Source organism: Streptomyces sp. NPDC006265 (assembly GCF_040613555.1).
GTDB lineage: Bacteria > Actinomycetota > Actinomycetes > Streptomycetales > Streptomycetaceae > Streptomyces.
Genome location: NZ_JBEXSH010000012.1, coordinates 1 through 25984, shown reverse-complemented (window position 1 = coordinate 25984; position 25984 = coordinate 1). Strand labels below are relative to the sequence as shown.

The following is a 25984-nucleotide window of genomic DNA, read 5'->3' as shown; positions in this document are numbered from 1 at the left end:
AGAAGATGGCGTGCCGGGAGTTCAAACTTGGCGAGAAACGCCTTCCTTACTTCTACGGATTTCAATGCGAGCAGGCCCTGAGTGATCTACTCCAGGCGGAGTTTACTGACTACTCAAACGTGCTGATGCTGATCGACAGCACTGTCGGCGGCCATGCGCGGGCGATGCTGGACGAGTTCTCGGTCGATGGTCGTTCCGAGGTCATTCCGATCGTTGTCGACATCGCGGAAAAGGGGAAAACCGTCTCTCGAGTCGGCGATCTGATGGAACGTGCGATCGCTGCCGGGGTCGCACGAAACTCCGCGGTGGTGGCCATGGGAGGCGGTGTACTCGGCAACATCGCCGGAATGGTTGCCGCGCTGCTGTACCGGGGGATCCCCCTGGTGCACCTCCCAACCACTCCCGTCGCGGCGTTCGACGCGGTGCTCTCCGCCAAACAGGCCGTCAACCTGAGTCAAGGGAAGAACCTCTGCGGCACGTTTCTGGAGCCTTCTTTCATCGCCTGCGATCTCGCATGGCTGAACACGGTATCACCGGAGCAAATATTGAGAGGCGCGGCAGAGATGGCCAAGAACGTCCTCGCTGTCACCCCGGACCTCGGCGATTTGTTCCTCGGTGCGCTGGACACGCAGACAGAGCCGGACCGCAGCCTGCACGCGTTGCTGGACATCGGGATCAGCGCCAAGGAGCCGTATCTGGCCGTTGATCCGAAGGAGAAGAACGAGGCACTGGTCTTCGAATACGGCCACACGGTCGGCCACGCGCTGGAATTCGCGTCGGGGGGTGCCATGTCGCACGGCGAGGCGGTGGCCTGGGGGATGCTCGCCGCCGCCGACATCGCCCGGGAACTGTGCGGCCTCCCCGACACGGCGTGGGTTCGCCACCGCCAGCTCGTGTCCGCACTGGGGATACGCCGTGACCGTCTCTCCGCCCTGTCCGTGCGGGCGGTCACGGACCTGCTGCGCACCGACAACAAGCGCGGATACCTGCGGTGCGGGGACGACCACTCCCCGATGGTGCTGCTGGAAGACCTCGGGCGACCGGTGATGTCACAGGGGCGCCCTCTCACCGCGGTCCCGTACAGCCTGCTCGACGCTGTGGTGGACCGCCTGTTGGCAGGCGAGGACAATGACTGAGACGAGGCACGTTCGCAGCCCGGAGAAGGGAACGGCTCGGCGGAGCTGGCCCTCCTGGCCGGAGGTGGCGCCCAACGCCGCCCAGTACCTCATGGACGCGCTGCACAGTGAACGCTGGGCGATCAGCAGTCTCTACAACGGATCCGTGCTGTACGAGCGGAGGTTCGCCGAACAGTTCGCCCGCTACCTGGGGGCTAGGCGGTGCGTGCCGGTGGACCACTGTTCCAGCGCCTTGATCATCGCGCTGGAAGCGCTGGGAATCGAGCATGGTTCGGAAGTGATCGTCCCGGCTCTGACCTGGACGGCGACCGCCACGGCCGTCTTCCGAGCCGGTCTGGTACCGGTCCTTGCGGATGTCGACCCGGCCACCGGCTGTGTGACCCCACAGACCGTCGCCGCCGTGATGGGGCCGCTGACCAGAGCGGTGATCGTCGTCCACTGGGCCTGTGTGATGGCCGATGTTCCCGCCATTCGCGGGATGGTCGAGCAGCGCGGCATCCCGGTCATCGAGGACGCGGCACAGGCCCATGGTGCCGCTTGGGAGGGCCGGCGTGCCGGGACGCTGGGCGACTTCGGCTGCTTCAGCATGCAGCACGCCAAGGTCCTCACGTGCGGGGAGGGCGGTGCCCTCGTCACCAACCGGATCGAGTTGGCGCAGCGCCTGGAGGAGTTGCGGGCCGACTCACGCAGTTACCGCGCCGATCCGCAGCCGGGTCAACTCGAGTTGGCCGAGACGACCTCCGTAATGGGCGCCAACTTCGGGATGAACGAGCTGAGCGCAGCACTGCTCTGTGCCCAGCTGGAGATCCTACCCGCACAACACGCTCGCCGAAACGCGAACTACCTGCTCCTGGAGAGCCTGCTCGAGAACATCGAGGGTGTGACCCTGCTGCGCCGCGACCCCCGGCAGGACGAACTGTCCCTGTACGAGGTGCCCCTCGTCTTCCACGACAGCACCTGGTCCAACAGCCGGATCGCCGACGAGCTCGCCCGAGAACTGGGCCTGCGCGTCTACACCCCACGAGAGCCCCTCCACCGCAGCCCTCTGTTGCGGCCACAGAGCAAGCCGGGTCTGCGCCCGCTGGCCGAACACTTCAACCGGCGCAACGCCGGACGCGATTTTCCCGGCGCATCCCATGTGTCGTCGTCCGCCGTTGTCCTGCACCACAGCGCCTTCCTCGGCGCGGACGACAGCATGCACGCCCTGGCCGCGGCCGTGCGCATGGTCGCCACACGCGCCGCCCGACCCTGACGAGGAGGAACAAGATGAGCCTGGTGAACGTCCACACCGAGTGGGATCCGCTGGAGGAGATCATCGTGGGCACCATGGCCGGGGCCCGCATACCGGTTCCCGACACCGGACTGCACGCCGTGGAGTTCGCGGACCTGCCCTCCCCCCAGGACATCGTGTCCGGTCCCTATCCGGCACACGTCGTGGAGCAGACCGAGGCGGAGTTGCAGGAGCTCTGCGACCAGTTGCTGGCTGCCGGAGTGAAGGTCCGGCGCCCGGAGCCGCGCGACCACTCTCGTCCCTTCGGTACCCCCGACTGGCAGACCGACGGCTTCTACGACTACTGCCCCCGAGACGGAATCCTGACCGTGGGCAACACCATCATCGAAACCCCGATGGTGCTGCGCTCGCGGTTCCTCGAGCCGTTCGCCTACAAGGAACTGTTCCTGGAGTACTTCGCCGAGGGCGCGCGCTGGATCTCCGCTCCGAAGCCGCGCCTGCTGGACGAGATCTACGACGCGACCGCCCCCGCAGGCCACCGGCTGCGTGACCTCGAGCCAGCGTTCGATGCGGCCAACGTCCTCCGCTTCGGCACGGACATTCTCTATCTGGTCTCCGACAGCGGGAACGAGCTCGGCTGGCAGTGGCTCCAGTCCGTTCTCGGCGACCAGTACACCGTGCACCCGTGCCGGAACCTGTATGCCGCGACACACGTGGACTCCACGCTCGTCCCCCTGCGGCCGGGGCTGCTGCTGACCAACCCGGCGCGCGTGACGGACGCGAACCTGCCGGAATTCCTGCGTGGGTGGGACCGGATCGAGTGCCCGGAACTCGTCGACACCGGCTTCGTCGGAGACCGCCCGTACTGCTCGACCTGGATCGGCATGAACCTTCTTCTCCTGGGCCCCGGGCAGGCGGTGGTCGACAGGCGTCAGGTGAACCTGATCCGTGCTCTGGAGCATCACGGCATCGATGTCCTGCCGCTCCAGCTGACGCACTCCCGGACCCTCGGCGGCGGGTTCCACTGTGTGACCCTCGACGTGCGGAGGACCGGCCTGCTCGAGTCCTACAGGTGAGCGAGGATGACCTACGCACAGAGCTTCGCCTGGTGGTCGTTCACCGAGGGCCGGCCGGAGGATCCACGGCTCCTGGCCGCGGCAGCGGCCATCGGCTACCGCGGTGTCGACTTCCTGCCGGCCCGCTTCTGGCCCGACGCACTCGACGCAGGGCTCGAGATGGTGGTCATCGATGGTCACACCTCCCTGGAGGTGGGTTTCAACGACAGGGCGAACCATCCCCACCTGACCGACGAGGTCCGGCGCAACCTTGAGACGGCTGTCGCACACGGCATTCCCTACCTCGCGGTGAACGCCGGCAACCGCGGGGCGGCCTCGGACCGGGACGCCATAGCCATCTGCGCCGAGGGTCTGGCTCCGCTGGCCGCCGAGAGCGCCGCTGCTGGAGTCACGCTGCTGCTAGAACCGCTGAACAGCAAGATCGACCATGTGGGCAACCAGTGTGACAGCACGGGGTGGGCCGCTGCCGTGGTGAACGAGGTGGGCTCCCGGGGCCTCCGGTTGCTCTTCGACGTGTACCACATGCAGTTGATGGAAGGCGATGTGATCCGCACCATCGACCAACACCTGCCGTTGATCAAGCACGTCCATACGGCAGGTGTGCCCGGACGCCACGAACTCGACGACCGCCAGGAGGTCAACTGGCCGGCGATTGCCGCACTGCTGCGCGAGAAACGGTACACGGGCTACGTCGGACACGAGTTCATCCCCTGTGGCGGCCCGGTCGAGGCACTCCAGCACGCTTTCGACGTCTTCGGGAGCCCTCAGGCGTGATGCCGGCGAATCAGGGCAGCCACCGCGTCACGGTCGATCTTGCCGCTGGGAGTGCGCGGCAGCTCGGGCAGCACCTCGAGGGAAAGCGGAACCGACACGGCGGGAAGAACCTCGGCGAGTTCCGCCAGAAGCGTGTCGACGTCCATGTCGGTGCCGTCCTCGTTGGTCGCGACCGCCGCACGCAGGTGGCGGGTGCCTCCGGGAGACTCGACGACCACGCAGGCCGCCTCGCTGACACCGGGCCGGTCGAGCAGCCAGGCGTCGACCTCCAGCAGGTTCACTCGGATGCCGCGGATCTTCACGTCGTGGTCGAGCCTGCTCAGGAAGTGCACCACACCGTCCTCCACCCGGACCAGGTCACCGGTGCGGAACGCGTGGGTGTGTCCCTGCGACGTCGGTGGCACGGTGACGAACCGGGAGCGGTTCAGGTCGGGCTGGTTCAAGTACCCGTTGGACACCGGAAGTCCGGCCACCAGCAACTCGCCGACATCGGGATCGGCGGACTCGGCCGGGTCGACCAGGACCTCGCAACCGGGAAGCGGGACGCCGATCGGCGGCAGCGAGGGCCACGTCTCGCTCGGGCCTTCGAGGATATGCGACGTGACCATCGCGGACTCGCTCTGACCGTAGTGGTTGGCGAGTCGGCACGTGGGGTGCCGGGCGAAGAACTCCCGAATGGGCGGGGTGCACACCAGCTGCTCACCGGCGGTGTTCACCTCAAGAAGGCAGAGGCGGTCCCCGTCGTCCTCCGCGGAGGAGGCCACCGCGAGCATGTGCAGCGCCATGTACGGCAGGAAGATGCGCTCGATCCGTTCCTCGACGAGCCAGCCGAACAGGGCGAACGGGTCCTGCCGGCAGGGCTCGGGCATGATGACGAGGGTTCCGCCACCGCAGAGCGTCCCGAGGATCTCCTGGAAGCACACATCGAAGTTGAGCGGGGCGAACTGCGCGGTGCGCAGATCCGACCTCACGGAGTGGCCGCACTGCCACTGCACCATGTTGTCGATGCACCTGTGCGGCAGGACCACTCCTTTCGGCCACCCGGTCGATCCCGAGGTGTAGATGACGTACACCGGCAGGTCGGCCCTGCACGCGACGGGCGACCAGTCGGCATCAACGGCAGCACTCGTGGCGTCGGGGGCCGGCGGGATCTCCAGGGGGACGGCGCCGGTGTCGAAGGAGGGCGCCGGGCCGGTGTACAGCAGTGTGCGCGCCGCGCTGTCCCGCAGCATGTGGGCCAGGCGCCGGGCCGGATACTCCTGGTCCAAGGGGACGTAGGTGGCTCCGACACAGATCGTGGCGAGAAACGCGGCTACGACCTCCGGCCCTCGGGGACCCGTCACGGCGACCCGGTCCTCGGGACGCACGCCGTTCTCCACCAGCAGGTCGCTGATGCGCCGCACCCAGGCCAGCAGTTCCCCGTAGGTGAACTCACCGTTCTCGGCCACCAGGGCCACCGTGTCCAGCCGGTCTCGGGCGGTGCTCAGCAGGGAGTCGAGCAGGCAGCGCGGAGAGGCCGGCCCGCCCCACAACGACCGTGCCGAAAGGCCGACGCCGCAGTCGGGTGTCTGTGTCGTCACGATGACTCCTTCGTGCAGAACTGGGTGATCAGGCGGGACAGGTCGGCCGGGCAACGCTCGGCGATGCGTGCGCGAACCGCCACGTCCTTCTCCTGGCTGAGCTTGAACATTCCTTCCGCCGCGGTTACTCGGAATTCGAAGGCTCCGACGCCCACGCCGATCTGCCGGAAGTAGTCGAGCGATGGCTCCATGTCCCAGCCGTCCCCGAAGTCCTGCTCGAAGACCTCCACCGTGCGGCGCACCACGCGCAGGGTTTCGTCGCGCCCCTCCAGAAGCCGCAGCGTTCCCTCCAGGTGCACGGCCACGAAGTCCCACGTCGGAGCAGCGGGCGTGGTCCGGTAGAGACTGGGCGTGATGTAGCCGTTGGGCCCGGAGAAGAGCAGGCGGGAGCACACCCCGTCACCGAGCGCGGACCAGTGCGGGTTGGCCCGGTTCATGTGGCCGAGCAGCGTGGTGCCGACCAACTCGCCCGCGTCCGCACTGCCGGGAGGGGAGACGATCGGTAGGTGGGTCGCGTAGGGCACCCCGGGGCCGTTGGTCACCATGACGGCCAGGGGATGGTCGCGCACCACACACCGCAGGCGCGATGGCTCCGGCGACCGGTAGATCGGCGGCACGTACACGCTTACCTCCCCAGGATGGAGCGGACGATCTCTCCAGCGCGCACCGCTGTGTTGGACAGCAGGCCGGCGGAGAGCCCGTGGGTGTGTTCAGCGCCGCTGCCGTGCACGTAGATGCCGCCCTGCACGGCGTTGGAGGTGACGACCCGGTAGTCCCGCTCCAGCGAAAGCTGGCCCAGGTCGTCCAGCTTGCACTCCGCGACCAGGCTGCCCAGCAGCTGCAGGGGGTCAGTCGGCCGGTAACCGGTCGCATAGACCACCGCGTCCGCGTCGATCTGGCGGACCGTTCCTGTGGTCAGCGCCTCGACGTCGAGCTCCACCCCGCCGTCCTTCTGCCGGATGTCCTTGATGCGGGAGGTGTGCAGCGTCCGGAGCCTTTCACGGCCGAGCACCTTCTCCTGGTAGCTCCTTTGATACAGGTCCTGCGTCAGGGCCAGGTCGACGACCGAGTAGTTGGTGTTGCTGTGTTGGGCCAGCAGCGCCTGCTTCACGTCGTCGGGTGAGGCGAAGAACTCGTCGACCGCCTGCGGGTCGAAGATGCCGTTGGCGAACGGGCTGTCGTCGGCAACGCTGTAACCGAACCGCGTGAAAACCGAACAGATCTCGGCGTTCCGGAAGGTGCGGTGCAGGTATTCGGTGGCCTCCGCGGCGCTCTGCCCGGCACCGACGACGACCAGCCGCCGAACGGGGCGCCCGACGAGCCGCCCTGCCCGGTAGACCAGCTCGGAGCTGTGCCATACCTGATCGGACAGCTGCACTCCCTCCGGCAGGTACGGCGTGAGTCCGGTCCCGATCACCACGTTGCGAGCACGCCGGACCACCGGCTCCGACGCGGTGAGCGCCGGGTGGGTGACGACGTCGAAGGCGGAGATGGAGCCGTCCTGCGGAACCGGGCGGATGGCCGTGACCTCGTGGCCGTACGACACCTGAGGAGCGAAGGACCGGGCAGCCCATTCCAGGTAGTCATGGAACTCGACGCGCAGCGGGTACAGCGTCTTGCTGTTGATGAACTCCGCCATACGGTCCCTGGCGTGCAGGTAGGAGGTGAAGGTGTAGCGGCTCGTCGGGTTGCGCATGGTGGCCAGGTCCTTGAGGAAGGACACCTGCATGGTCGCGTCTTCCAGCAGCATGCCGTGATGCCAACCGAAGGACCGCTGCTTCTCGAAGAAGGAGAGGACCGGCGCGTTCTCCGTCGGGCTCGCGCCTCCCATCTCCTCGAACGCGATCGCCAGTGCCAGGTTGGAAGGGCCGAAACCGATTCCGACCACGTCCGCGGTCGACCGATCCGGGCGGTTGGCCATGCTGTACGCCTTTCGTGAGTAGCTCTGTGGAGTGCCGCGACGGATCTGGCTATCGCACCGAGGAGCGCAGGACCGAGAACAGTTCGTCGGCCACCGTGGTCGCGGTGGCCGCGTCGGTGGCGTCCGTGCGCCAGTGGGTGACCAGCTCCCACCCGCCCAGGTCGTCGGGGAATGCCTGGAGCATCCACTCGGCGGCGGTGCGCGGCGGTGAGACCCGCACCGGTGCCAAGGTCGTGTGCTGCTCGAGGACCGTGCGAGGCTGTTGCTTCTGGTGGATCACCCAGGCCTGGAACCACGGGTGGCGCGCCCGGTCGGGCTTCAATTCGCGTACCAACTCGTCGAAGGGAGTGCGGCTGTGTCGAAGACCGGACACGAGGCCGGCGGCGGAGGCGCGCATCGTGGCAAGGGGCTGGTCGGAGCGGACCGAACGCAGGGGTACGGCCACCGGGTTGACGAAGTAGCCCACCAGGTCGTGGAGCGCGGTCTCGAAACGGCCTGCGGTCACGGTCCCGAGGCACGGGTCGGCAACGCCGAACACCCGGTGCATGGCCAGGGCCACCGCCCCGAGCAGGACGGCGACCGGAGGTCCGCCGCACCCACCGGCCAACGCCGCCAACCGGGCGACCGTGTCGGCGTCGAGGTGCTGGGACAACTCCTGGCGTGGCGCCTCGCCCTTGGTCGTCGGTGCCGGCAGGAAGGCCTCCGCCGGAGGTGAGAGGTTCTGCTGCCAGAACGGCAGGTCGGCTTCGCGCCAGTGGTCCAGTCGACTGCTTTCCCACAAGGCGTAGCGCAGGTAGCTCGGTCCGGCGGTGGCTGCCGGCGGACGCCCACGCAACCGCGCGTCGTAGGCGGCGGCGAGGTCGCGGCAGAACAGTGCCTCGGACCAGCCGTCGAAGGCTATGTGGTGGATGCAGAGCATCAGCAGGTGGTGGTCCTGCCCGAGCGTGCACATCCGTGCGCGTATCGGTATGTCCCGGTCCAGTGCGAAGGGCGTCGCGGCCCACCAGTCGCCGGTGACGTGCTCGGCGATATGACGCGGGCTCATGAGCGCGTGGCCCTGCGGAGCAGCCGTCTCCTCCAGCGAGACGATCACCTCCTCGGGTGCGATGATCCGTTGCTCGAGCACGCCGTTCCGTCTCGGGTAGACGGTGCGCAGGATCGGATGGCGGACCACCACGTCCCGCAGCGCTTGCCGCAGGACTCGCAGGTCCAGGGGACCGCGTAGCTGGTAGGCGGTGACCACCAGGTTGTCAGCGGCTCCCGGAGCCATGGCCTCGGCGAACAGGAAGCGCCGCTGGGCGTGTGACAGGGGGCCCGTGGCCGGTGCGTCGCCCCCGGTGAGCACGGGTGGGGCCGACGTTCCGAGGGTGCGGTCGGCAGCCGCGGCGCGCACCTTGTCGACGGTCCGCAGACTGTAGACGTCGGCGACGCTGACGTCCTTTCCGAGCCGTGCGGAGAGCCTCGCGGCCAGCCGGATGACGTCAAGGGAGCTGATCCCGGCGTCGATGACGTCCTGACGAGGAGTGAGTGAGCGGAGGCCCAGCATCTCGCGCACCTCGCCCATCAGGGCGTCCGCCGCGGATCCGTCCGGTTCTGAGTCGCCGGACGGGACGCGATATCTGTGCAGGTGCGCGGCGACGGCCGCGCTGTCGACCTTGCCGGTGGCACCCAGTGGAAGCCGCGGTAGATGGACGAAGGCACTGGGCACGATGGCGGGCGGCAGGCGTCGGGCGGCGAAGTCGCGCACCTCCGCGTCCGCCAGCGGGCGGCCGTCCGACGTGGTGTACGCGCAGGCGACTTCCGCCCGTTGCGGAGCGGGCTCGATCCGGACCGCGCAGCAGGCCGTGATGCACGGGTGGGCTTCCAGCACGGACTCCACCTCGCCGGGTTCTATCCGGACCCCGCGCACTTTGAACTGCCGGTCGACGCGACCGCGGTAGCGGAGCGTGCCGTCCGCGTCGACCACCGCCAGGTCTCCGGTCCTGTAGTAGGTCCCCGGCGCCGGCCGTGGCCCCGAAGCCTGGAAGAAGCGGCGGGTTGTCTCAGCCGGGTCGTCGAGGTAGCCCAGCGCGAGGCCGTCCCCGGCGATGACGATTTCCCCCAGCTCTCCGGTACGCACCGGTCGGCCGCCCTCGGTGAGCACCTCGACCCGGGTCTTCGGCAGCGCCGTCCCGATGGGGACGTCCACCGCTTCGTCCGCCACGTCCTCGAGCCTGATGGAGTGAGCCGTGGCGATGACGGACGCCTCGGCGGGACCGTAGACGTTGACTATCGGAAGAGCGGGGAACCTGCGCAGCACAGGGCGGATGTGCGCTGGTGAGACCCGTTCACCGCCGACCACCACGAGCCGGACGCGGGCGAAGACGGCGGGGTCCTCCTCGGCGATGACGCCGAATAGGGCAGGGGTGAGCAGCAGACTGTTCACGCCGTCGCTGATCCTCCGATGCAGGACGGCGGTGTCGACAGTCGTCCGGCCACGGTCCAGCAGCACGCACTGACCACCGTTCAGCAGCGCGCCCCACAATTCCACTGCGAAACCGTCCCACGGCAGGGAAGCCGCCTGCAGAAACGTGGTGCTGCGGTCCAGCGGCAGGACGGGGACGTTGACCAGGGCGCGCACCGTCCCGCGGTGTGGGGTGATCACCCCTTTGGGCTGTCCGGTCGATCCGGAGGTGAACAGCATGTTCGCGGCGTCGGCTCCCGAGCCGACCGGTTCGGCAACGGCGTCGAGCGGGGGAATCTTAGCATCATCCGCGAGGAGCGTACGGAACGGGAGACGGCGAGATTCGCCGCAGTTTCCCGGTTCACCGTCGGAGATGACGAATGGGGCCCCGGACCGCCGGGCGATGGACTCGGTCCTCTCCAGCGGCCAGGCCGGGTCCATGGGTATGTAGGCCGCCCCTGCCATGACAATTCCCAGCAGTGCCACCACGAGCTCCGTGGACCGCGCCATGGAAGTGGGGACAAAGGATCCAGGGGCGACGCCGGCCTCCTTCAGCCGGGTCGCGAACGCGGCGGCCCTCTGCACCAGTTGGCCGTACGTCAGCGCATGTCCGTCCTGCTGAACAGCGATGTCGGTGGGGTTTCGGCGAGCGTGGAACAAAACAACACGATCTATTCGGTCGCCGTACTCATAGGAATCCCGCATAGGTCGGGTTACCAGCCCTTCACTAATAGGTCAGGCCATGGTGGCAGCCCTCAATTCGTCTCCTGAAGGACGTTCCCATGTTTCCGTCTTCGACATCGGGCGGTCAAGGACGAACCCCGTTGTATCCGCTGATCAGGAAGACGCTGGACTTCCAGAGCGGTGCGGCGGTTGAATCACCGAGGAGTGCGGAGCGCCGTGTCAATCGGCAATCCCTGTGCCGTTTCCTGTGCGATGTCCTGCAGGTACGGAAGTGAGGTGCAAGTGCCAGTGCCCGACCAGCAGACCGGCGGGAACGCCGCTTTGGTGAGCGCGAGACCGGTTCTCCTGGTACTCGACTACCCGGGGCGCAGACCCGAAGCTCACATCGCCGACCTGGGGCTGGAAGGATTCGGATTCGACTGCCGTCATTTACTTGTCCATCCATTGCCCGACGAGGTCAGCACAACGGCTTATGCCGCAGAGCTTTTCGCACGCCTGCCGGACCTGCCGACCCGCCCCGTGGCGGTTCTGTCCTACTGTGCGACCGCGACGCTCGCGGCTTCGCTGGCGTCATCCGCGGTCGGTGTGCACCAGCGGCCGCTTCCGGTGGTCTTCTTCGACCCCTCTCAGTGCCATGTTCACCACATTCTGGACGCGTACGCGTCCGTGGTCCGCCAGATCGACGGGAAGAACGCGGCACACCACCCATCCCTGGACCTTCGCCGCCTGCTGGAGAACCCGAGAAAGCTGGTCGACTCGATAGCCCGGGACCTTGCCCGCCGGGCCGCGGCGGCTCTCGTCGCCGAAGACTTCGCGGATGACGAGGCAAGCGACCTGTTGGGCCAGGTCATAGACATGTACGTGGAGTGGATCACCTACCTGGTGGCCGTACACCACCGGGGACTGCCCGTGCACTCCGGTGAGGTGCTGCAGGTCGTCTCCGCTCAACACCCCCGTCACGCGGCATGGCTTGCTGAGGATGACCTCCAGACGGTCCGGATCGACTGCGATCGCCCGAGTCTGCTGCGGGACGAGAGAACCCGCGACGTGGTGCTGACGTTCCTGAACGAAGTTGCCGGGCGGCCGGCCGAAGCCGTGAGGACATGACGTGGATGCCGATCTGAAGACTTTGACAGAACAGCGAGTCGCCGCCATCTGGGCCGAGGTGCTAGGCCTCGACTCGATCGGAAGGGACCAGGACTTCTTCGACATCGGCGGTGACTCCCTCCTCGCGACCAAGGTCGTGCTGCAGCTACGCAGGGTCTGGAAGGCGAGGTTCACCGTGCGACTGCTCCTGGACGCGCCTGTCCTGAAGGACCTCGCGGACAGGATCGACCTGATGGTCGCCGACGTGGTGGACGGTGAGGGGGGAGCAGACACCGCCCCGGCCCGCCACACGGAAACCTGTGAGCCGACATGAGGAGGGCATCCTGCTCGAGGCGGGCCGCAGACACATCCCGTGTTCCGGTCGAGCTGTGGGAGCTGCGACGCACTGAGCCTGACGGAACATCGGCGACGGTGCTGTTGCTGCCGCACTCCGGCGCCTCCGCCCAGAGCTTCGCCTCGTGGGCGCGCTGGTTCCCGGAGGACATCCGTCTGGCCGCCGCGCAGTACCCCGGGCACGGTTCCCGCTACGAGGGACCCGTAGCCCCGGACCTGGCGAGCCTGGCCGACGACCTCGCCCGTCAGGTCGCCGGCACCGACGGCCCGCTGTTCGTCTTCGGGCACAGTTTCGGAGCACTTGTGGGCTTCGAGATCTGCTGGCGCCTGGAGCGAGAGGGGCGTGCACCGGCAGCCTTCTTCGCCTCCGCCGCCGTGCCGCCGCATCAGCAGTTCCCGGCCGCGACATCTCCCCGGGACCTGACCGACGACGAACTGCTCGATCTCCTGTCCGCCTACGGCGCCATGCCGAAGGGGATGACGGAGCACCCCGAGGCGCTGCACCTCGCACTGCGGCTGTGCAGAGCCGACATGGCCCTCGCCGACGACTACACGTACGGCCCCGAACCGCGGCGCCTGACCGCGCCGATGGTGGTCCTCGGCGGGGACAGGGACCCGATGGTGTCCTGCGAGGTGCTCCACCGGTGGCAGGAGCTCACCACGGGCCCGAGCGAGGTCCAGGTTTTCGCGGGCGGCCACTTCTACCTGCACGACCACATGCACAGCGTGACGGGAATCCTGCGCCGGCATCTGCAAGGAATTCAGTAAGGGGAGGTTGACAGGTATGTCGAGCAGCCAGTTCCCGATGGAGCCGGTCGAGGCGGATGCGGGCACCACCAGGTCAGTGGTGTTCGTCGAGTTGCCGACCTACGAGAACATGTTGCCGCTGGCTTCCGGCTACATGCAGGCCTACGCTCAGAGCGATCCGCTGCTGCATGGCGCATACGCGTTCCAGATCCACTCCTCACCGGTCACCATGGAGCGTGAGAAGATCTTTGCGGAGCTCATCGCCAAGCGTGCGGACATCTACGCCTTCAGTTGCTACATCTGGAATATGAAGCTCGTCAAGTGGCTTCTAAAAGAGCTTACCGACGCTCTTCCGGACAGTCACTTCCTGTTGGGTGGGCCCCAGGTGATGAATCATGCGGAAAGGTATATCCCTGCCACCGCGCGCAATACCTACGTGTGCAACGGTGAAGGCGAGCGAACCTTCCGTGAGTTTCTGCGGCAGGTGAGGACCGGACACCCGGACCTGCGGCAGGTGCCCGGACTGAGCTTCCGGGACGGTGACGACTTCGTCGTCACCCCCAACGCACCTCGCATCCAGAATCTCATGGAGATGCCGTCCCCATTCTTGAACGGGGTGTTCGACGGGCAGGACTACAGCTTCGCGATCATGGAGACGAACCGGGGCTGCCCGTTCCGCTGCGGCTTCTGCTACTGGGGTGCGGCAACCAACGACAAGGTGCACAAGTTCGAGGCCGAGCGCATCAAGGAAGAGCTCACCTGGATCAGCGCACACAGCTTCTCAGGGCTCTTCATCGCCGACGCCAACTGGGGTCTGTCGCCCCGGGACGTGGAGCTCAGCGAGCACATCGTGCGCTGCAGTGAGGATACGGGTTATCCACTGGTGGTTCACATGGCCGCGGCAAAGAACAAGCCGGAACGCATGGCTGAGATCACCGAGACCTTCGTGCGCGGCGGGCTGATGGTCACGCAGCCCATATCCCTGCAGACCCTCAACCCTCTCACTCTCGAACTGGTTGACCGCAAGAACATCCGAGAGAAGACGTATATAGCTCTCCAGCGAACCCTGCGCGAGAAGCGGATAAGTTCCTACGTCGAACTGATCTGGCCCCTGCCCGGGGAAACCTACGAGACCTTCAAGGACGGTCTCACCAAACTCTGCCGATCCTATGCCGACACCATCATCGTCTATCCTCAACTCCTTCTACACAACACGCCCATGTTCGGGCAGCAGGAGCTTTTCGGCATTCAGACGGAGGAGGTGCCCAGCGACGTCGCGGAAGCCGAGGTGGTCGTGGGGACCAAATGGGTCTCCAAAGAGGACTGCCGCGCGGGCTACTGGCTGAACTACGCCCTGCACACGCTGTACAACATGCGCGCCCTGTTCCTGCTCTCCGGGTACCTGGACAGCACCGGGACAATCACCTACGGTGACCTCTTCTCCGACGTGGCCGACTATTTCAGGTCCCGCACGGACAGTGAAATATGCCGGTTCTTCACGCGCTCGGTGGCTGACTTGGCCAACTACGACCTCCTGAACAGCGGCAAGACCGCGCATATGACGCTCAGTTCGCACCGGGCGGAGTTCGACCGTCTGCTGGCCGACTACGCCAGGCAGCAGCCGTGGTGGCAGGATCCGTTCGCCCGGGAGGCACTTGAACTCGACCTGCTGGCCCGCCCGTACATCTACCGGGAACGGATACGCGTTCCCGACCACCCGTTCACCGAGACGCGCGTGCACGACCTGGACGACGAACAGAGCGTGCTGGTGGACGTATCCGCGGACATGTGCCGCTACCTGCGGGAACGAGAGATCCTCACGGGTATCCCTCTGCCCGACACAGGCGCCACCGTGCGCATCGATCACCGGGCCCGCCAGAAGATGCCCTACATGGCGCAGCGCAGCCTCGAACACAACGCCAACTACTGCCAGGGCATGGTGTTGCGTTTCCGCGAGGTCCTTCCCAACTGGCAGCTTCTCGCCAGCCCCACTCGTTCTTTCAGGCAGGCAACATGAGCAAAGCGCATCTGCCACCGCTCGCCCTGGTCAGGGAAAACCCTGCCGGCGAGGACGCGGACTTCTCTGAGCGGTTCCGGCGCAACCGACTGGGACGTTGGGCGCGCGGTGTACGTAACGGAATGAGCCTCTTGTCGCTGATTCGTTTCCGCATGGGACTCAGCGAAACCCTGACATTCCACGGTGTTCCTGTCTCGGTCTCGGACAACCAGGTGACATGCCGCGTCATCGAGGACATCTGGATGCGTGGCGAGTACGACCTGCCGGGCTTGGTTCCGCAACCGGGCTGGCGGGTGGTCGACATCGGCGGGAACGTGGGCGTATTCGCGATGCTCGCCGCCAGTCGCGGAGCCCGCGTCGTCAGCTACGAGCCTTTCCCGGGAGCGTATGAGCGTCTGAGTGCCCATACCCGGAAGTGGCAGGTGGAGTGCCATCACGCGGCGGTCGTCGGGCGAGTCGAAGGGCCGGCCCGCCTGTTCGTCCACCAACGGCACACGCGTAACACGCTCGTCCCGCCGGAGCCGGATCAGGCAGAAGCGTTCACGGAGACCACCATGGACATCCCTTCGGTCCCCATCGCAGAGGTACTCGCCGAACCGTGTGACCTGCTCAAAGTGGACTGCGAGGGAAGTGAGTTCGACCTGTTCGCGCACGCCGGGAACAGCCTGCGCAACGCCGCGAGGATCATCGCCGAGGTGCATACCGAGGCGGGAAATCCGGACACCCTGGTCGACCACATCCGTGCCGCCGGATTCACCGCGCGACTCCACGAACCGTATCCCGGGACGCCTTTTCGACTGCTGACAGCCATCCGCCGTTGAGGCGCCCACAGCACGCATGAAGCGGAGGTACTTCCCTGTGCTGATCGACGAGCTCGATTCCCGGACCAGGGCCATCTGGGAGAAGGTCCTGGGCACCGAGGTCGATGGCGCCACCGACTTCTTCGACGTCGGAGGCCACTCGTTCATGGCGATGCAGATCATGGCCATGCTGGAGGAGCTTTGCGACTGCCCGCTCCCCATGAGCATCCTTTTCGACCATTCCCGGTTCGACGAATTCGTGGCCGCGCTCGCCGATGAGCTCGGCACCGGCGCGAAGTAGGAACACCTGTCCCTTCGTGGGCGGGCAGGCCGACCAGCAGGACGGAGAGTGGCGGTGTACAGGGCGCCGGCCGGACAGGGAGTTCACCCTCTGTCCTTCCAGCAGCAGGAAATGATCCGGGACATGTGCCGCTGTCCCGAGGTCGCCCCGCAGTACGACGACGTGTTCCTGTTCGAGATTCAGGGAGACATCGACGTTGGTCTGCTGGCGGCGGCCATGGACGATCTCGTGGAACGCCACTCGGTACTCCGCACGTTCATTGTGCCGACGGACTCGGGACACGTGCAGTCCGTCCGCCGGTCACGGCGGCAGGTGCTGGCTGACGGCTCGGGTTCGTTCGGCGTGGACACCCTCGCGGACGCGTTGCTGGCCCAGCGGCGTGGTACCGCCGAGATAGTGAACGGCGCACCACTGTTCCAGGCGCAGATCCACCCGGTCGAGGCCGGATGGGTGCTGGCCGTCATCGTCCACCACCTGATTTGCGATGAATGGACCATGGCGATCCTCTGGAGGGACCTCTCGGAGTGTTACGCCGCCAGGCTCCAGGGCCGTGACCCACGTCTGCCGCCCCTGCCCACCACCTATGCCGACTACGCGCGGTCGCAGCGCGCCGCCTGGCCGACCGCGGCGGCCCGTGCTGTGCCCTTCTGGAAGAAGGTCCTGGCCGGATACCAGGATGGCTTCGCCTGGCCGCAGCCGCGGAACACGTCGACGCTCCCGTCCACGGAGGTGCGGTTCGCTCCGTTCCTCTTCCCGGCTGATCGCTATCCGTCGATCCGTGAGCTCTCGCGCTCCTGCCGGGCGACGCCGTTCCTCGTCCTGCTGTCCGCTACCGCCGTTGCCGCTTCCAGGGTGACAGGTCGGACCGATCTGCTCTTCGCGACCGACACCGCCAGCCGCGAGAGCCCCGCCGTCCGGAACCTGATGGGATTCTTCGTGAACACACGCATGACCCGCGTCGAGGTCGCCAAAGCGCGTTCCTTCGGTGACGTCGTAGCCGCCGTACGTGCGAGTTGGCTCGCTGCCGAAAGGTACCGGGACTGCCACATCCACCCGGTCATGCAGGTCCTGGGAGAGCCGAACTCCATGAGGGTGGACATGGTATACGGCCTGCTGGAGGACCAGCCGGGCCCTCGTTTCGCGGATGCCGAGATACGGCCGCTGCCCGTGACACCCACCTACCACTACTGGCGGGACCTCGGCTTCCAGTGGTACCCCACCGCCGACGGATTCCGGGCCGACGTCATCCATAAGCCCTCACGCATCGACCCGGCCACGCTCGCGGCCGTCGTCGACGAAGTGTCCGCGGTCCTGGAACGCCCTCAGATCTGACCGGGTTGTCCCCGCGCGGTCGGCGTCCGGGGCGAAACAGCACCCTGAACGAGCAGGAAAGGGGCACGAGCGGGTGGGCGAGGCAGGATTGTTCGACAGCTGGAGCGACACGTGGACCTATGTTCTTCTCACCCCCGACGCCGTGGTCGGCGGGGCACTGCCGTTTGTTCTCGATCGCCTGGAGGCGCATCACCTGCGCCCGTCGGTCTGCCGCCTGGTCGGACTGGAGGTCGAGAAGATGCAGCAGTTCTACGGGGGTACGACCTTCATCATCACCAACCCGGGCTCGGAGGACTTCCAGTTCTCCTGGAGCACGCACGAAGGGCTGTACGCGGTGGCACCTGCGTGCCTGATCATGCTCTCGCACGAGCGGGGATCCGCGTGCGAGACGATGCTCGGCTGCAAGGGCCACGTTCGGCCCGAACTCGCCGCTCCGGAAACGATCCGCAGGATGGGCGAGAACGTCATCTTCAACCTGGTGCACAGCCCTGACGACACGGCATCGGCGCTGCGCGAGCTGGACATCCTCTTCGGCGCCGAAGAGGCCGAACACCTCCTGCACGTTTGCGACGCCCTGCCCGGCAACAGCAGGGTGGTCGGGCTGACCGGCGTGCGCTCTCTCTTCGACGCCCTTCCGGCCTTCCACGGTCCCGACGCGACGTCGTTCCAGGCCATCGCCCAGCGCATCAGGCGCCGCGTCATCATGAGACTGGCCGCCGCATTGCACAGGGACGGCGAAGCCCTGAGCGAGCTCCAGCGGGCGCGGGAGGCACTGACGCGTCAGCAGCACGCGCTCGCTGGCTGTACCACGACCGACGAACGGATGCTCTGCGCCCAGCGCACTGACCGGGCGATTCACGACCCGCTGGCCCGTGCGGCAGTCCGACACGGGGAGCAGGGCCTGATCGCCGGTGTGGAAGCGCTGTCGGACCTGCACGAGTTGCACGGTCAGCGACAACCGGAGGCCGTCGCCGCACTGACCGGGCACGGCGTCTACATCTCGCCGCTGGAACGCGTCATGGTCGAGAGCCACAGCTACGCCTTCCGGCGCAACAAGGAGATCGAGGGCATCTACTCATGACACCCGGCCTTCCCCGACCGCATCGGCGGTCCGGCGAACCCGGCCCTGGAAGCAAAACGGACCGATGGGGGACTGATGTGGGGGAACGCTGATGAACAGGTGGAGGCGACTGCTCGTCGACACCCGCCCTCTACACATCGCGCCTTTCCGCCGCCTGTGGGTGTCCACGGTCCTGACGTCCGTGGGAAGCACTTTCACCGCGGTCACACTGCCACTGCAGATCTACGACACCACCGGCTCGTCTGCTTACGTGGGCTTTGCGGGTCTGGCGGCACTGGGGCCGCTGGTCTTCTTCGCCCTCTGGGGTGGAGCCATAGCCGATGCAGTGGACCGGCGCCGCATGCTCCTGGTGACCAACAGCGGCATCGCGCTGACCTCGCTTCTGCTGTGGGCGCAAGCAGCCGGGGGGCTACGCTCGGTCACGGTGCTCTTTGTCCTGGTCGGCGTGCAGCAGGGCTGTTTCGGCGCCAACAGCGCGGCGCGTGGTGCTGTCCCTCCGCGCCTGGTGCCGACCGACCTCCTGCCCTCGGCGAACGCTCTCGAGTCCATGGTCTTCTGGTTCGGTGCGGTGACCGGGCCGACGCTGGCCGGTGCGCTGCTGCCGGTGACCGGAATCGCCACGCTCTACCTCCTGGACTCAATCACGCTGAGTGTGACGCTCTGGGCTGTCTGGCGACTGCCACCGTTGCCCGCTCGCGCTCGCCGAGCGGGGGATGGGGCGGGCCTGCGCGACGTGCTCGCGGTCTTCCACTATCTGGCAGACCAGAAGGTACTGCTCGTGGCGTTCCTGTCCGACTTCGTCGCCATGTTCTTCGGTATGCCCGCGGCCCTCTTCCCGCAGGTCTCCCAACAGGCGTTCGGAGACCCGGCCGGGGGCGGAGTGGCGCTCGGAGTGCTGAACGCGGCCATCCCCCTGGGCGCGGTTCTCGCTGGCGCCCTCTCGGGAACCTTCACCCGTGTGTGTCGACACGGGGTCGCGATCGCCCTCGCCGTCTGCGCCTGGGGAGGGGCCATCATCGGGTTTGGACTCTCCAACCGGTTGTGGCAGGCCACCGTCTTCCTCGTGGTGGCGGGCGTCGCAATCTTCGTGCTCAGCGCCTTCCGGGTCACGGTGTTGCAGGCGGAGAGCACCGACAGGATGCGGGGCCGACTGCAGGGTGCCATGACCGTGGTTGCCTCGGGAGGCCCGTGGATGGCCGAAGTGGCTCACGGAACGGTCGGGGCGGCGGTTGGAACCACCTGGGCGATCTGCGGGGGAGGGGCAGGTGCCATCGTCGCCATGGCCGCCGCCGTCAGGTTGTGCCCTTCCTTCTGGCGGTACCGGTCGGACGGCGGTGCGGACGTGCCCAACGCGCCGGCCGGCGGCCCTGACCGGCCTGCGGCGATGAGACCTGCCGCGCAGAAACGCCGTGCAGACTGAGGCGGGGCGTCCTCTCGTGCATGCCGCAGCCCCCGGACGAACCTGAACGCACGAGTACAGGAGGGGAGATGAGTCGTGGGTTCGCGCTGCGTCATCCTGGATGTAGGCGGGGTACTGAAATTCACTCCGGTGACGGGGTGGGATTTGAGATGGGAACGGCGGCTCGGCGGCTCGGCGGGCCGCCGGGATCGGTGGACCGGCTGCTGGCGGACGTGTGGCAGGCGGCCAGCATTGGCATGATCAGCGAGCAGCAGATGCGTGCACGTGTCAGCGTGGTTTTGGGACTCAGCGAGTCCCTCACGGACGCGTTCATGGACGACCTGTGGGCCGACTACCTGGGCAGTGCCAATGAAGAACTGATCGCCTACGTGCGGGGCTTGCGATCGGGCTGCAGGCTCGGCATCCTCAGCAACAGCTTCGTCGGGGCCCGGGAGCGAGAAGAGCGGCTCTACCGCCTCGGCGATTGGGTGACGTAGTCCTCTACTCGCACGAGATCGGAACCACCAAGCCGGATCCGCGCGCCTACCAGGTCGCGTGTGCCGCGCTGGAAGCAGAGCCTGCGGACTGCCTGTTCATCGATGACGTTGCTGAGAACGTCGACGCGGCCGCAGCGGTCGGCATGCAGGCGCTCCTGTTTCGAGACAACGCGCGGACGATTGCCCGTATCGCCGGCCACCTGGATCTACCGTCCTGATGTCGGCTACAACACACCTGTGCGAACGGCCGATGATGCACGGCTTGTGGCAGGCGTCCCCGAAGCATAGGCACTCGTCGCCGGTCGAACCTTTCCGCTGCGAACGCGGGAGTGGGCTGCCGTGGACCGATCTGTGAGGTTTCTCTATCGCCTGCGCGCCGGTTGACCACCGGCCCTTGCCCCTCAGGTGGTGGCTGACGTCGATGGACAGGACATCGAGCTCGGCGGCCAGCCGCTCGCGACGAGTCGTCTCCGGCCTCCCGCTCGCCGCCGCAGCGACCACCTCCTCGCCGAGCAGCGGCTGCCCGTCGGCAGCGGCATGGTCTCGGCCGAGTCCGGCGCCTTCCTGACCAGGGCCTCCCGGTGCGAGGCCCCGTAGCAGGCGGAGAACCCGGAGGCGACATGAGACGCGAGAACACGCCCAACCTGCACCTCCAGCCCGTTCCAGCACCCTCTGCTCGCCAGCCGTCCCGTGACCAGAACGCCACACCCCAACGACTCGCACGATCGTCCGATCTGGTGTTTCAGGCCAACTGATCTTGACGCCGCGCACTGACCCGGGAGGCAGACTCAGAAGCTGGCGTAAATAAGCGTCCGGTTCGAGGCGATCCACGAAAGACCGACCACCCCCATGGCAGCCGTGATCAGCATGAAGGTGACGGCCCCGCCGCCGCACGATGATGGAGGAAGGTAACACGGCTGGACTTGACACAGAATCGAGCTGGAAAGGCCGACGGTGTCCGAGGCCCGGATCATCTCGAAGGCCTGCCGGTCGTTGAGGTCGACGTGGTCGGGGTTGTCGAGATCGAGGAGGCGTCCGGTCGTGCGGCGGATCTCGGCAACCGCGTAGGCCATCGCGGACTGCATGCGCACGCCCAGGACGTCGAGCTTCAAGAGCCCAAGATCTTCGACGTCCTCCTTGTCGGCCTGCACCATCGGGTAGCCGGCCGGGGTCGGCTGCACCGGAAGTCGGTCCAGCAGCGACGCGTTCGACAGAATCACTCCGCACGGGTGCATGGCGTAGCCGCGGGGCAGCGCGTCGAGGCCTTCGGCGAGCTCCCACAGCGATCCGAACTTCCCAGCCTGGGAGGCAAGCTGCCGCAGCTCCGGCAGTTCGGCGAGGGCGCCGCGGATGTCCCGAGCCCGGACGTGCGGGAAGCTCTTGGCGATCTCGCCGACGACCTGCGGCGGGGTCCCGAGGGCGAGTCCGGTATCGCGCAGGGCGTGGCGCGCGCGGTAGGTCTCGGGCATACCGGTGACCGCGGTCCGCTCCCGCCCGAACCGCTTGATGATCGCGTCGTACACCTCCAGGCGCCGCTCGGACTCCACATCGAGGTCGATGTCCGGCAACGACGTACGCCGCTCGCTGAGGAACCGCTCGAACAGCAGCCGGTGGTCGAGAGGGTTGGCCGTGGCGACGAACAGCGCGTGGTTGACCATGGAGCCGGCGCCGGAGCCCCGCGCGGCGACCCGGATCCCCAGCGCCCGGGTGTCCGCGACCACCTGCGCCACGGCCAGGAAGTACCCCTCGAAGCCCAGCCGGCCGATGACCTCCAACTCGTAGTCGAGCTGTCGTACGGCAGGCTCGTGCGTGTCCAGGCCCCGGGCGCCCATCCCCGCCTCGCAACGCTGCCGCAGCAGCCGCATCGCCGACCCGCGCTCTGCGCCAGCGCCGACGACGGCAGGTTCGGGGAAGTGTGGACGCCCGAGCCCGAGATCGCCCGGGGCGAGGGTGCACGACTGGCCGGCGGCCTCGGTCTCGGCCAGCAGGCGGACCGCCCGGGCGGAGTCGTTGCCGACAGCCTGAGCGATACGGTCGGCGGCCGCCGCCATGGCCGCCGGACCCTTCAGCCAGCGTTCACCGCCGTCCAGGTGCCGCCGGTCCACGGGCCGAAGCAGCCGGGCCGCGTCGAGCACGTCGGCCAGCTGGTCGGGGTCGGCGTAGCGGACCGCGTTCGTCAGCACCGTACGGACGCCGAGCCGGTCAGCCAGGCCCACGGTGCGCGCGGCCAGCCGCAGCGAGCCCGCCCCGGTGCCCTGCCGCCCCAGGTACACAGCTTCCAGCCGCAGCTGCTCTCCGGCGAGCTCCCGCCACGGCGCGAGCAACTGCTCGGCGACGTCGGGGCGGCCGGCGGACAGGGCCCGCACCGGTTCGGAAGCCGGGCCGAGCAGCACCACCAGGCCCTTTTCGGCATAGGCGCGCAGGGTGGGCCAGGACACGACCGGCGCCGCGCCGTCGGCCTCGGCGTGCGCGGCGGACACCAGGCGGCACAGGCGAGCCCACCCGCCCGCGTTCTGCGCGAGCAGGGTGATCCGAAGCGGAGGCTCGATCACATGCGCACCGCCGCGCACAGGCGTACGCGGCCGACCGGCCAGGGCTGGCGAGGTGAGCGGCAAGACGGCGACGTCGACACCGAACACTGGGCGAATACCGGCGGCCGCGGCGGCGGTGGCGAAGCGAACCGTGCCCGCGACGGTATCCCGGTCGGTAAGCGCAAGCGTCGTCATCCCGCGCTCGGCAGCGCGCTGCACAAGAGCGCCGGGGAGGGAGGCACCGTAACGGGCGGAGTATCCAGAGGCGACGCGCAGATGAGTAAATCCACGGCCTCACACCTCCACCTCTCCCGTGTCCTCCCTGACCTGGGTCCTCTCCAGGTATCCACCATAACCAGGAATCGCACAAGCGTGCGAATTAGTGAGGCGGCTGCACCGCACCTCGCGGCGATCGTCCGACGGCTCGCCAGGTCCATCCGCAATAGCGGCGGCCTCACCTCCCGCTCGGACCTGATCGCAAGGTGCGGGCCGCTGACCTGCGGTGTCTCATAAGAGACACACCAGTTGGGTGCGGACCGGGCGAGGAACGCGCGGGGCATGGCCCCGACTGGCCGGCTGGCGACATGGGATGGAGTGGGCGGTCATGGCACGCGCGATCTGGACCGGTGTGGTCACCTTCGGGCTCGTGACCGTGCCAGTCGGTCTGTACTCCGCAACCGAGGACCACACCGTCCACTTCCACCAACTCCAGCGCGGCACCGCCGACCGGATCCGCAACCGCCGGGTGAACGAACGCACCGGCGACGAGGTCGGCACCGACGACATCGTCAAGGGCTACGAGGTGGGCGAGGGCGACTACGTCATCGTGGAGCCCGAGGAACTGGACGAGATCGCGCCGGGCCGCTCCCAGACCATCGACATCACCGACTTCGTCGACCTCGAGGAGATCGAGCCGGTCTACTTCGACCGCACCTACTACCTCGCCCCGCGCGGAAAGGAATACACCAAGGTCTACGAGCTGCTGCGGGCAGCCCTGGCCCAGTCGAACAGGGTCGGCGTTGCGACATTCGTGATGCGCGGCAAGCAGTACCTGACCGCCCTGCGAGCGGAGGACAAGATTCTGGTGCTGCAGACCCTGCACTGGGCCGATGAGGTCCGTGACCCGGACAAGGAGCTACCCGAACTGCCCTCCGGCCGCGCCGGGAAGGGCAAGGAGCTGGACATGGCGCTGCAGCTGGTGGATTCCCTCAGCGGACCGTGGGAGCCCTCCAGCTACCGCGACACCTACCAGGAGAAGGTGCGCGAGCTGGTGAAGGCGAAGGCCGAGGGCCAGGAGGCCGCCGCGGCCGAGGAGGCGCCGGCGGCCACCAACGTCGTCGACCTGATGCAGGCGTTGCAGGGCAGCATCGACCAGGCCCACAGCGGCAAGAAGAAGCAGGCGGGCTCGGCACGCAAGACAGCACCCAAGCCTGCCGCAGGGACGTCACGAAGGACCGCCGGCAGAAAGGAGCAGCCGAAGGCCGCCCGGGCATCGTCCCGCGAGCGGGGGGCGGGTAAGGGCGAGCTGCGGCAGCTGAGCAAGGCAGAGCTGTACGAGCGGGCCACCGAGCAGGACCTGCCCGGCCGGTCGAAGATGAGCCGCCAAGAACTCATCGACGCTCTCGGCCGTACCCGGGGTCGTCGCAAGAAGACGAGCGCTGCCTGACCCGCGACCATGCCGTGGAACCTGCCTGATCCCATGCTCAGCGCCCCTGTTCCCCAGCCCGACCTGCGGCCCGGCTGGGCCGCGGAGGCGAAGTGGGACGGGTTCCGGGCCCTGCTCTCCGCCGACGCACCGCGAGCATCCGCGCCGGCAAGGAAGCCCGGATGCTGCGACGATCCGCTCCTGCACCTGCCGGGACGTCACTTCGCGCTCCGGCAGGCTGGATCCCACTGCGGTGATGCCCGCCCCGGCGCACCGGCTCGCGAGCAGCGTGGTCTATGCGCATGGCCTGGACGCTACGGGCGGGTCAGCAGGCCCGCCTGAGCGCTGATACTCAACCGGCATAGGTAATCGACTCGGCGTCCCGGCGAGCCAACGCCGGGCGGGACCAGAACAGTTGACCCACCGTTGCCAACGCCCGCGCTCGGACCACATGATGGATCGATGATCAGCTCAGAGGGGAAGGGGAACGCGGCGCGCGTACTGCGCAGGTCGGCCCTGTGGGGCGCGCTGCCCCTGGCGCTGGTGGTGCTGGCGGGCTGGATCTGGTACCAGGTCAGCGACACAGGACGGCGATGGCGGTACGAGGACCATCTCGGGTCCTACTGTGACGGCGTGCTGCCGTCGTCGCAGGCGGCCGAGCTGACCGGTCTGCGACCGGACCGTCTCTACAACGACCTGCGCAGCGGCGGCCGCAAAACATACAACTGGTACTGCGTGCTTGACGACGTGCAACTGACCCTCAGCCGGCTGCCGGACGCGGACGACGACGTGATCGGCCCGCGGAATGTGCAGTTCTACTTCCCTCAGGAGGACGCGTCCGCTCTGCTGGCCTCCTCGCCGCTGGGCGGCGGTTGGACCGCCGCCGACGTCCGCGAGGGCACCTGCGCAGGGCTGTCCGTGGAAAGCCACCCGGGAATCGCGTGGGCCTGGGGCGCGCACACCGATCCCCGGCCCCTGGACGAACGCTGTGTCCTGAGCACGTCCAACGAACTGCCCGCGGACCAGACGGACGCCGAACGGCACACCTGGACTTTGGAGGCGCGCTACGGCGCGCAGGCGCTCGCCGCGGCCATCGAGCGGCGCAACTGGTCGGACGAGACCAACGAGTACCGGGACCGGTTCCGCGCCACGGCCCAGTGCCCCGGCAGCACGGTCCTGGCTCGGTTCTCGGTCCGGCCGTCGCAGAGGCGAGCGAAGGACAACACAGCAGCCGTAGCGCTGCTGAAGGCGTTCGTCCTCCGCGCCGCGGAGCGACACGGCTGCACCGATGTACAGCTGCCGCCCCCCGGCACCGCCAACGACCCGCCCCCGTGGGAGAAGGACACGCC

At 67.6% G+C, this 25984-nt stretch carries 22 protein-coding genes and 1 pseudogene; 18 read left to right on the top strand and 5 right to left on the bottom strand.

The genetic code is table 11. The annotated features are described in order from the left end of the window. Positions 1-5: 5 nt before the first annotated feature. From ABZ281_RS02495 to ABZ281_RS02480, 4 genes are read left to right on the top strand one after another with little or no spacing between them, the layout of a single operon-like run. Positions 6-1136, top strand: a complete 1131-nt coding sequence (locus ABZ281_RS02495; protein WP_356651310.1) for a hypothetical protein — start codon at positions 6-8, stop codon at positions 1134-1136. Further along, the gene (locus ABZ281_RS02490; RefSeq protein WP_356651308.1) at positions 1129-2388 is read left to right on the top strand and encodes a DegT/DnrJ/EryC1/StrS family aminotransferase; all 1260 of its coding nucleotides are present in this window, start codon (positions 1129-1131) and stop codon (positions 2386-2388) included. The genes ABZ281_RS02495 and ABZ281_RS02490 overlap by 8 nt, the downstream gene beginning before the upstream one ends. A 14-nt stretch (positions 2389-2402) precedes the next feature. Next, complete coding sequence (locus ABZ281_RS02485; RefSeq protein ID WP_356651306.1) at positions 2403-3443, top strand: inosamine-phosphate amidinotransferase 1; 1041 nt, start codon at positions 2403-2405, stop codon at positions 3441-3443. A gap of 6 nt (positions 3444-3449) precedes the next feature. Further along, positions 3450-4217 carry a TIM barrel protein gene (locus tag ABZ281_RS02480; RefSeq protein WP_356651304.1) on the top strand — a complete coding sequence of 256 codons (768 nt, stop codon included), beginning with the start codon at positions 3450-3452 and terminating at the stop codon, positions 4215-4217. Here the strand turns inward: ABZ281_RS02480 and ABZ281_RS02475 are convergent. From ABZ281_RS02475 to ABZ281_RS02460, 4 genes are read right to left on the bottom strand one after another with little or no spacing between them, the layout of a single operon-like run. Then, the gene (locus tag ABZ281_RS02475; RefSeq protein ID WP_356651302.1) at positions 4208-5797 is read right to left on the bottom strand and encodes an AMP-binding protein; all 1590 of its coding nucleotides are present in this window, start codon (positions 5795-5797) and stop codon (positions 4208-4210) included. The genes ABZ281_RS02480 and ABZ281_RS02475 overlap by 10 nt on opposite strands. Further along, the gene (locus ABZ281_RS02470; RefSeq protein ID WP_356651300.1) at positions 5794-6420 is read right to left on the bottom strand and encodes an FMN-binding negative transcriptional regulator; all 627 of its coding nucleotides are present in this window, start codon (positions 6418-6420) and stop codon (positions 5794-5796) included. Before ABZ281_RS02470 ends, ABZ281_RS02475 begins: the two co-directional genes overlap by 4 nt. 2 nt (positions 6421-6422) lie before the next feature. After that, positions 6423-7718 carry a SidA/IucD/PvdA family monooxygenase gene (locus tag ABZ281_RS02465; protein ID WP_356651298.1) on the bottom strand — a complete coding sequence of 432 codons (1296 nt, stop codon included), beginning with the start codon at positions 7716-7718 and terminating at the stop codon, positions 6423-6425. Between the two features lie 49 nt (positions 7719-7767). Next, positions 7768-10866 carry an amino acid adenylation domain-containing protein gene (locus tag ABZ281_RS02460; RefSeq protein ID WP_356651296.1) on the bottom strand — a complete coding sequence of 1033 codons (3099 nt, stop codon included), beginning with the start codon at positions 10864-10866 and terminating at the stop codon, positions 7768-7770. 267 nt (positions 10867-11133) lie between these two features. Between ABZ281_RS02460 and ABZ281_RS02455 the strand changes: the two genes are divergently transcribed. The 12 genes from ABZ281_RS02455 (at position 11134) to ABZ281_RS02400 (ending at position 21056) form a co-directional block, all read left to right on the top strand. Further along, on the top strand, positions 11134-11952 hold the full coding sequence (locus ABZ281_RS02455) for a hypothetical protein (RefSeq protein ID WP_356651294.1): 819 nt from the start codon (positions 11134-11136) through the stop codon (positions 11950-11952). Between the two features lies 1 nt (position 11953). Beyond that, a complete protein-coding gene (locus ABZ281_RS02450; protein ID WP_356651292.1) occupies positions 11954-12265 on the top strand; it encodes a phosphopantetheine-binding protein in 312 nt (103 codons plus the stop codon). 98 nt (positions 12266-12363) lie between these two features. Next, entirely contained in the window at positions 12364-13053 is a 690-nt protein-coding gene (locus ABZ281_RS02445) for an alpha/beta fold hydrolase (protein WP_356651290.1), read from the top strand. A 16-nt stretch (positions 13054-13069) separates the two neighbouring features. Continuing rightward, positions 13070-15049, top strand: coding sequence for a cobalamin-dependent protein (locus tag ABZ281_RS02440; RefSeq protein ID WP_356651288.1), 1980 nt, complete (start codon positions 13070-13072; stop codon positions 15047-15049). Further along, positions 15046-15870, top strand: coding sequence for an FkbM family methyltransferase (locus ABZ281_RS02435; RefSeq protein ID WP_356651286.1), 825 nt, complete (start codon positions 15046-15048; stop codon positions 15868-15870). Before ABZ281_RS02440 ends, ABZ281_RS02435 begins: the two co-directional genes overlap by 4 nt. A gap of 37 nt (positions 15871-15907) precedes the next feature. Then, a complete protein-coding gene (locus tag ABZ281_RS02430; RefSeq protein WP_356651284.1) occupies positions 15908-16150 on the top strand; it encodes a phosphopantetheine-binding protein in 243 nt (80 codons plus the stop codon). Positions 16151-16273: 123 nt separating this feature from the next. Then, positions 16274-17482 carry a condensation domain-containing protein gene (locus tag ABZ281_RS02425; protein ID WP_356651282.1) on the top strand — a complete coding sequence of 403 codons (1209 nt, stop codon included), beginning with the start codon at positions 16274-16276 and terminating at the stop codon, positions 17480-17482. A 73-nt stretch (positions 17483-17555) separates the two neighbouring features. Next, positions 17556-18563, top strand: a complete 1008-nt coding sequence (locus ABZ281_RS02420) for a nucleoside-diphosphate kinase (RefSeq protein ID WP_356651280.1) — start codon at positions 17556-17558, stop codon at positions 18561-18563. Positions 18564-18654: 91 nt separating this feature from the next. Beyond that, positions 18655-19983: an MFS transporter gene (locus tag ABZ281_RS02415; protein ID WP_356651278.1), complete on the top strand. Its 1329-nt coding sequence runs from the start codon at positions 18655-18657 to the stop codon at positions 19981-19983. 149 nt (positions 19984-20132) lie between these two features. Continuing rightward, positions 20133-20459: a hypothetical protein gene (locus tag ABZ281_RS02410; RefSeq protein ID WP_356651276.1), complete on the top strand. Its 327-nt coding sequence runs from the start codon at positions 20133-20135 to the stop codon at positions 20457-20459. Further along, positions 20447-20677, top strand: a complete 231-nt coding sequence (locus tag ABZ281_RS02405; RefSeq protein ID WP_356651274.1) for an HAD-IA family hydrolase — start codon at positions 20447-20449, stop codon at positions 20675-20677. The genes ABZ281_RS02410 and ABZ281_RS02405 overlap by 13 nt, the downstream gene beginning before the upstream one ends. Before the next feature lie 190 nt (positions 20678-20867). Then, positions 20868-21056, top strand: a complete 189-nt coding sequence (locus tag ABZ281_RS02400) for a hypothetical protein (RefSeq protein ID WP_356651272.1) — start codon at positions 20868-20870, stop codon at positions 21054-21056. Between the two features lie 347 nt (positions 21057-21403). On the opposite strand, the pseudogene ABZ281_RS02395 reads toward ABZ281_RS02400, so the two are convergent. Continuing rightward, a pseudogene (locus tag ABZ281_RS02395) lies at positions 21404-23266 on the bottom strand (PHP domain-containing protein); the annotation flags it as partial. A gap of 328 nt (positions 23267-23594) precedes the next feature. Between ABZ281_RS02395 and ABZ281_RS02390 the strand changes: the two are divergent. Both ABZ281_RS02390 and ABZ281_RS02385 read left to right on the top strand, forming a co-directional pair. Beyond that, a complete protein-coding gene (locus tag ABZ281_RS02390; RefSeq protein WP_356651270.1) occupies positions 23595-24656 on the top strand; it encodes a Ku protein in 1062 nt (353 codons plus the stop codon). A gap of 441 nt (positions 24657-25097) precedes the next feature. Then, positions 25098-25984: hypothetical protein (locus ABZ281_RS02385; RefSeq protein ID WP_356651268.1), on the top strand; the 887-nt coding region annotated here is incomplete at its 3' end.

Excerpts from the sequence above, each read along its gene's own strand:
- ABZ281_RS02480 (WP_356651304.1), top strand. The coding sequence starts at position 3,450 with ATGACCTACGCACAGAGCTTCGCCTGGTGGTCGTTCACCGAGGGCCGG.
- ABZ281_RS02425 (WP_356651282.1), top strand. The coding sequence starts at position 16,274 with ATGTGCCGCTGTCCCGAGGTCGCCCCGCAGTACGACGACGTGTTCCTG.
- ABZ281_RS02490 (WP_356651308.1), top strand. The coding sequence starts at position 1,129 with ATGACTGAGACGAGGCACGTTCGCAGCCCGGAGAAGGGAACGGCTCGG.
- ABZ281_RS02440 (WP_356651288.1), top strand. The coding sequence starts at position 13,070 with ATGTCGAGCAGCCAGTTCCCGATGGAGCCGGTCGAGGCGGATGCGGGC.
- ABZ281_RS02390 (WP_356651270.1), top strand. The coding sequence starts at position 23,595 with ATGGCACGCGCGATCTGGACCGGTGTGGTCACCTTCGGGCTCGTGACC.
- ABZ281_RS02460 (WP_356651296.1), bottom strand. The coding sequence starts at position 10,866 with ATGCGGGATTCCTATGAGTACGGCGACCGAATAGATCGTGTTGTTTTG.
- ABZ281_RS02415 (WP_356651278.1), top strand. The coding sequence starts at position 18,655 with ATGAACAGGTGGAGGCGACTGCTCGTCGACACCCGCCCTCTACACATC.
- ABZ281_RS02465 (WP_356651298.1), bottom strand. The coding sequence starts at position 7,718 with ATGGCCAACCGCCCGGATCGGTCGACCGCGGACGTGGTCGGAATCGGT.
- ABZ281_RS02485 (WP_356651306.1), top strand. The coding sequence starts at position 2,403 with ATGAGCCTGGTGAACGTCCACACCGAGTGGGATCCGCTGGAGGAGATC.
- ABZ281_RS02495 (WP_356651310.1), top strand. The coding sequence starts at position 6 with ATGGCGTGCCGGGAGTTCAAACTTGGCGAGAAACGCCTTCCTTACTTC.
- ABZ281_RS02410 (WP_356651276.1), top strand. The coding sequence starts at position 20,133 with ATGGGAACGGCGGCTCGGCGGCTCGGCGGGCCGCCGGGATCGGTGGAC.
- ABZ281_RS02435 (WP_356651286.1), top strand. The coding sequence starts at position 15,046 with ATGAGCAAAGCGCATCTGCCACCGCTCGCCCTGGTCAGGGAAAACCCT.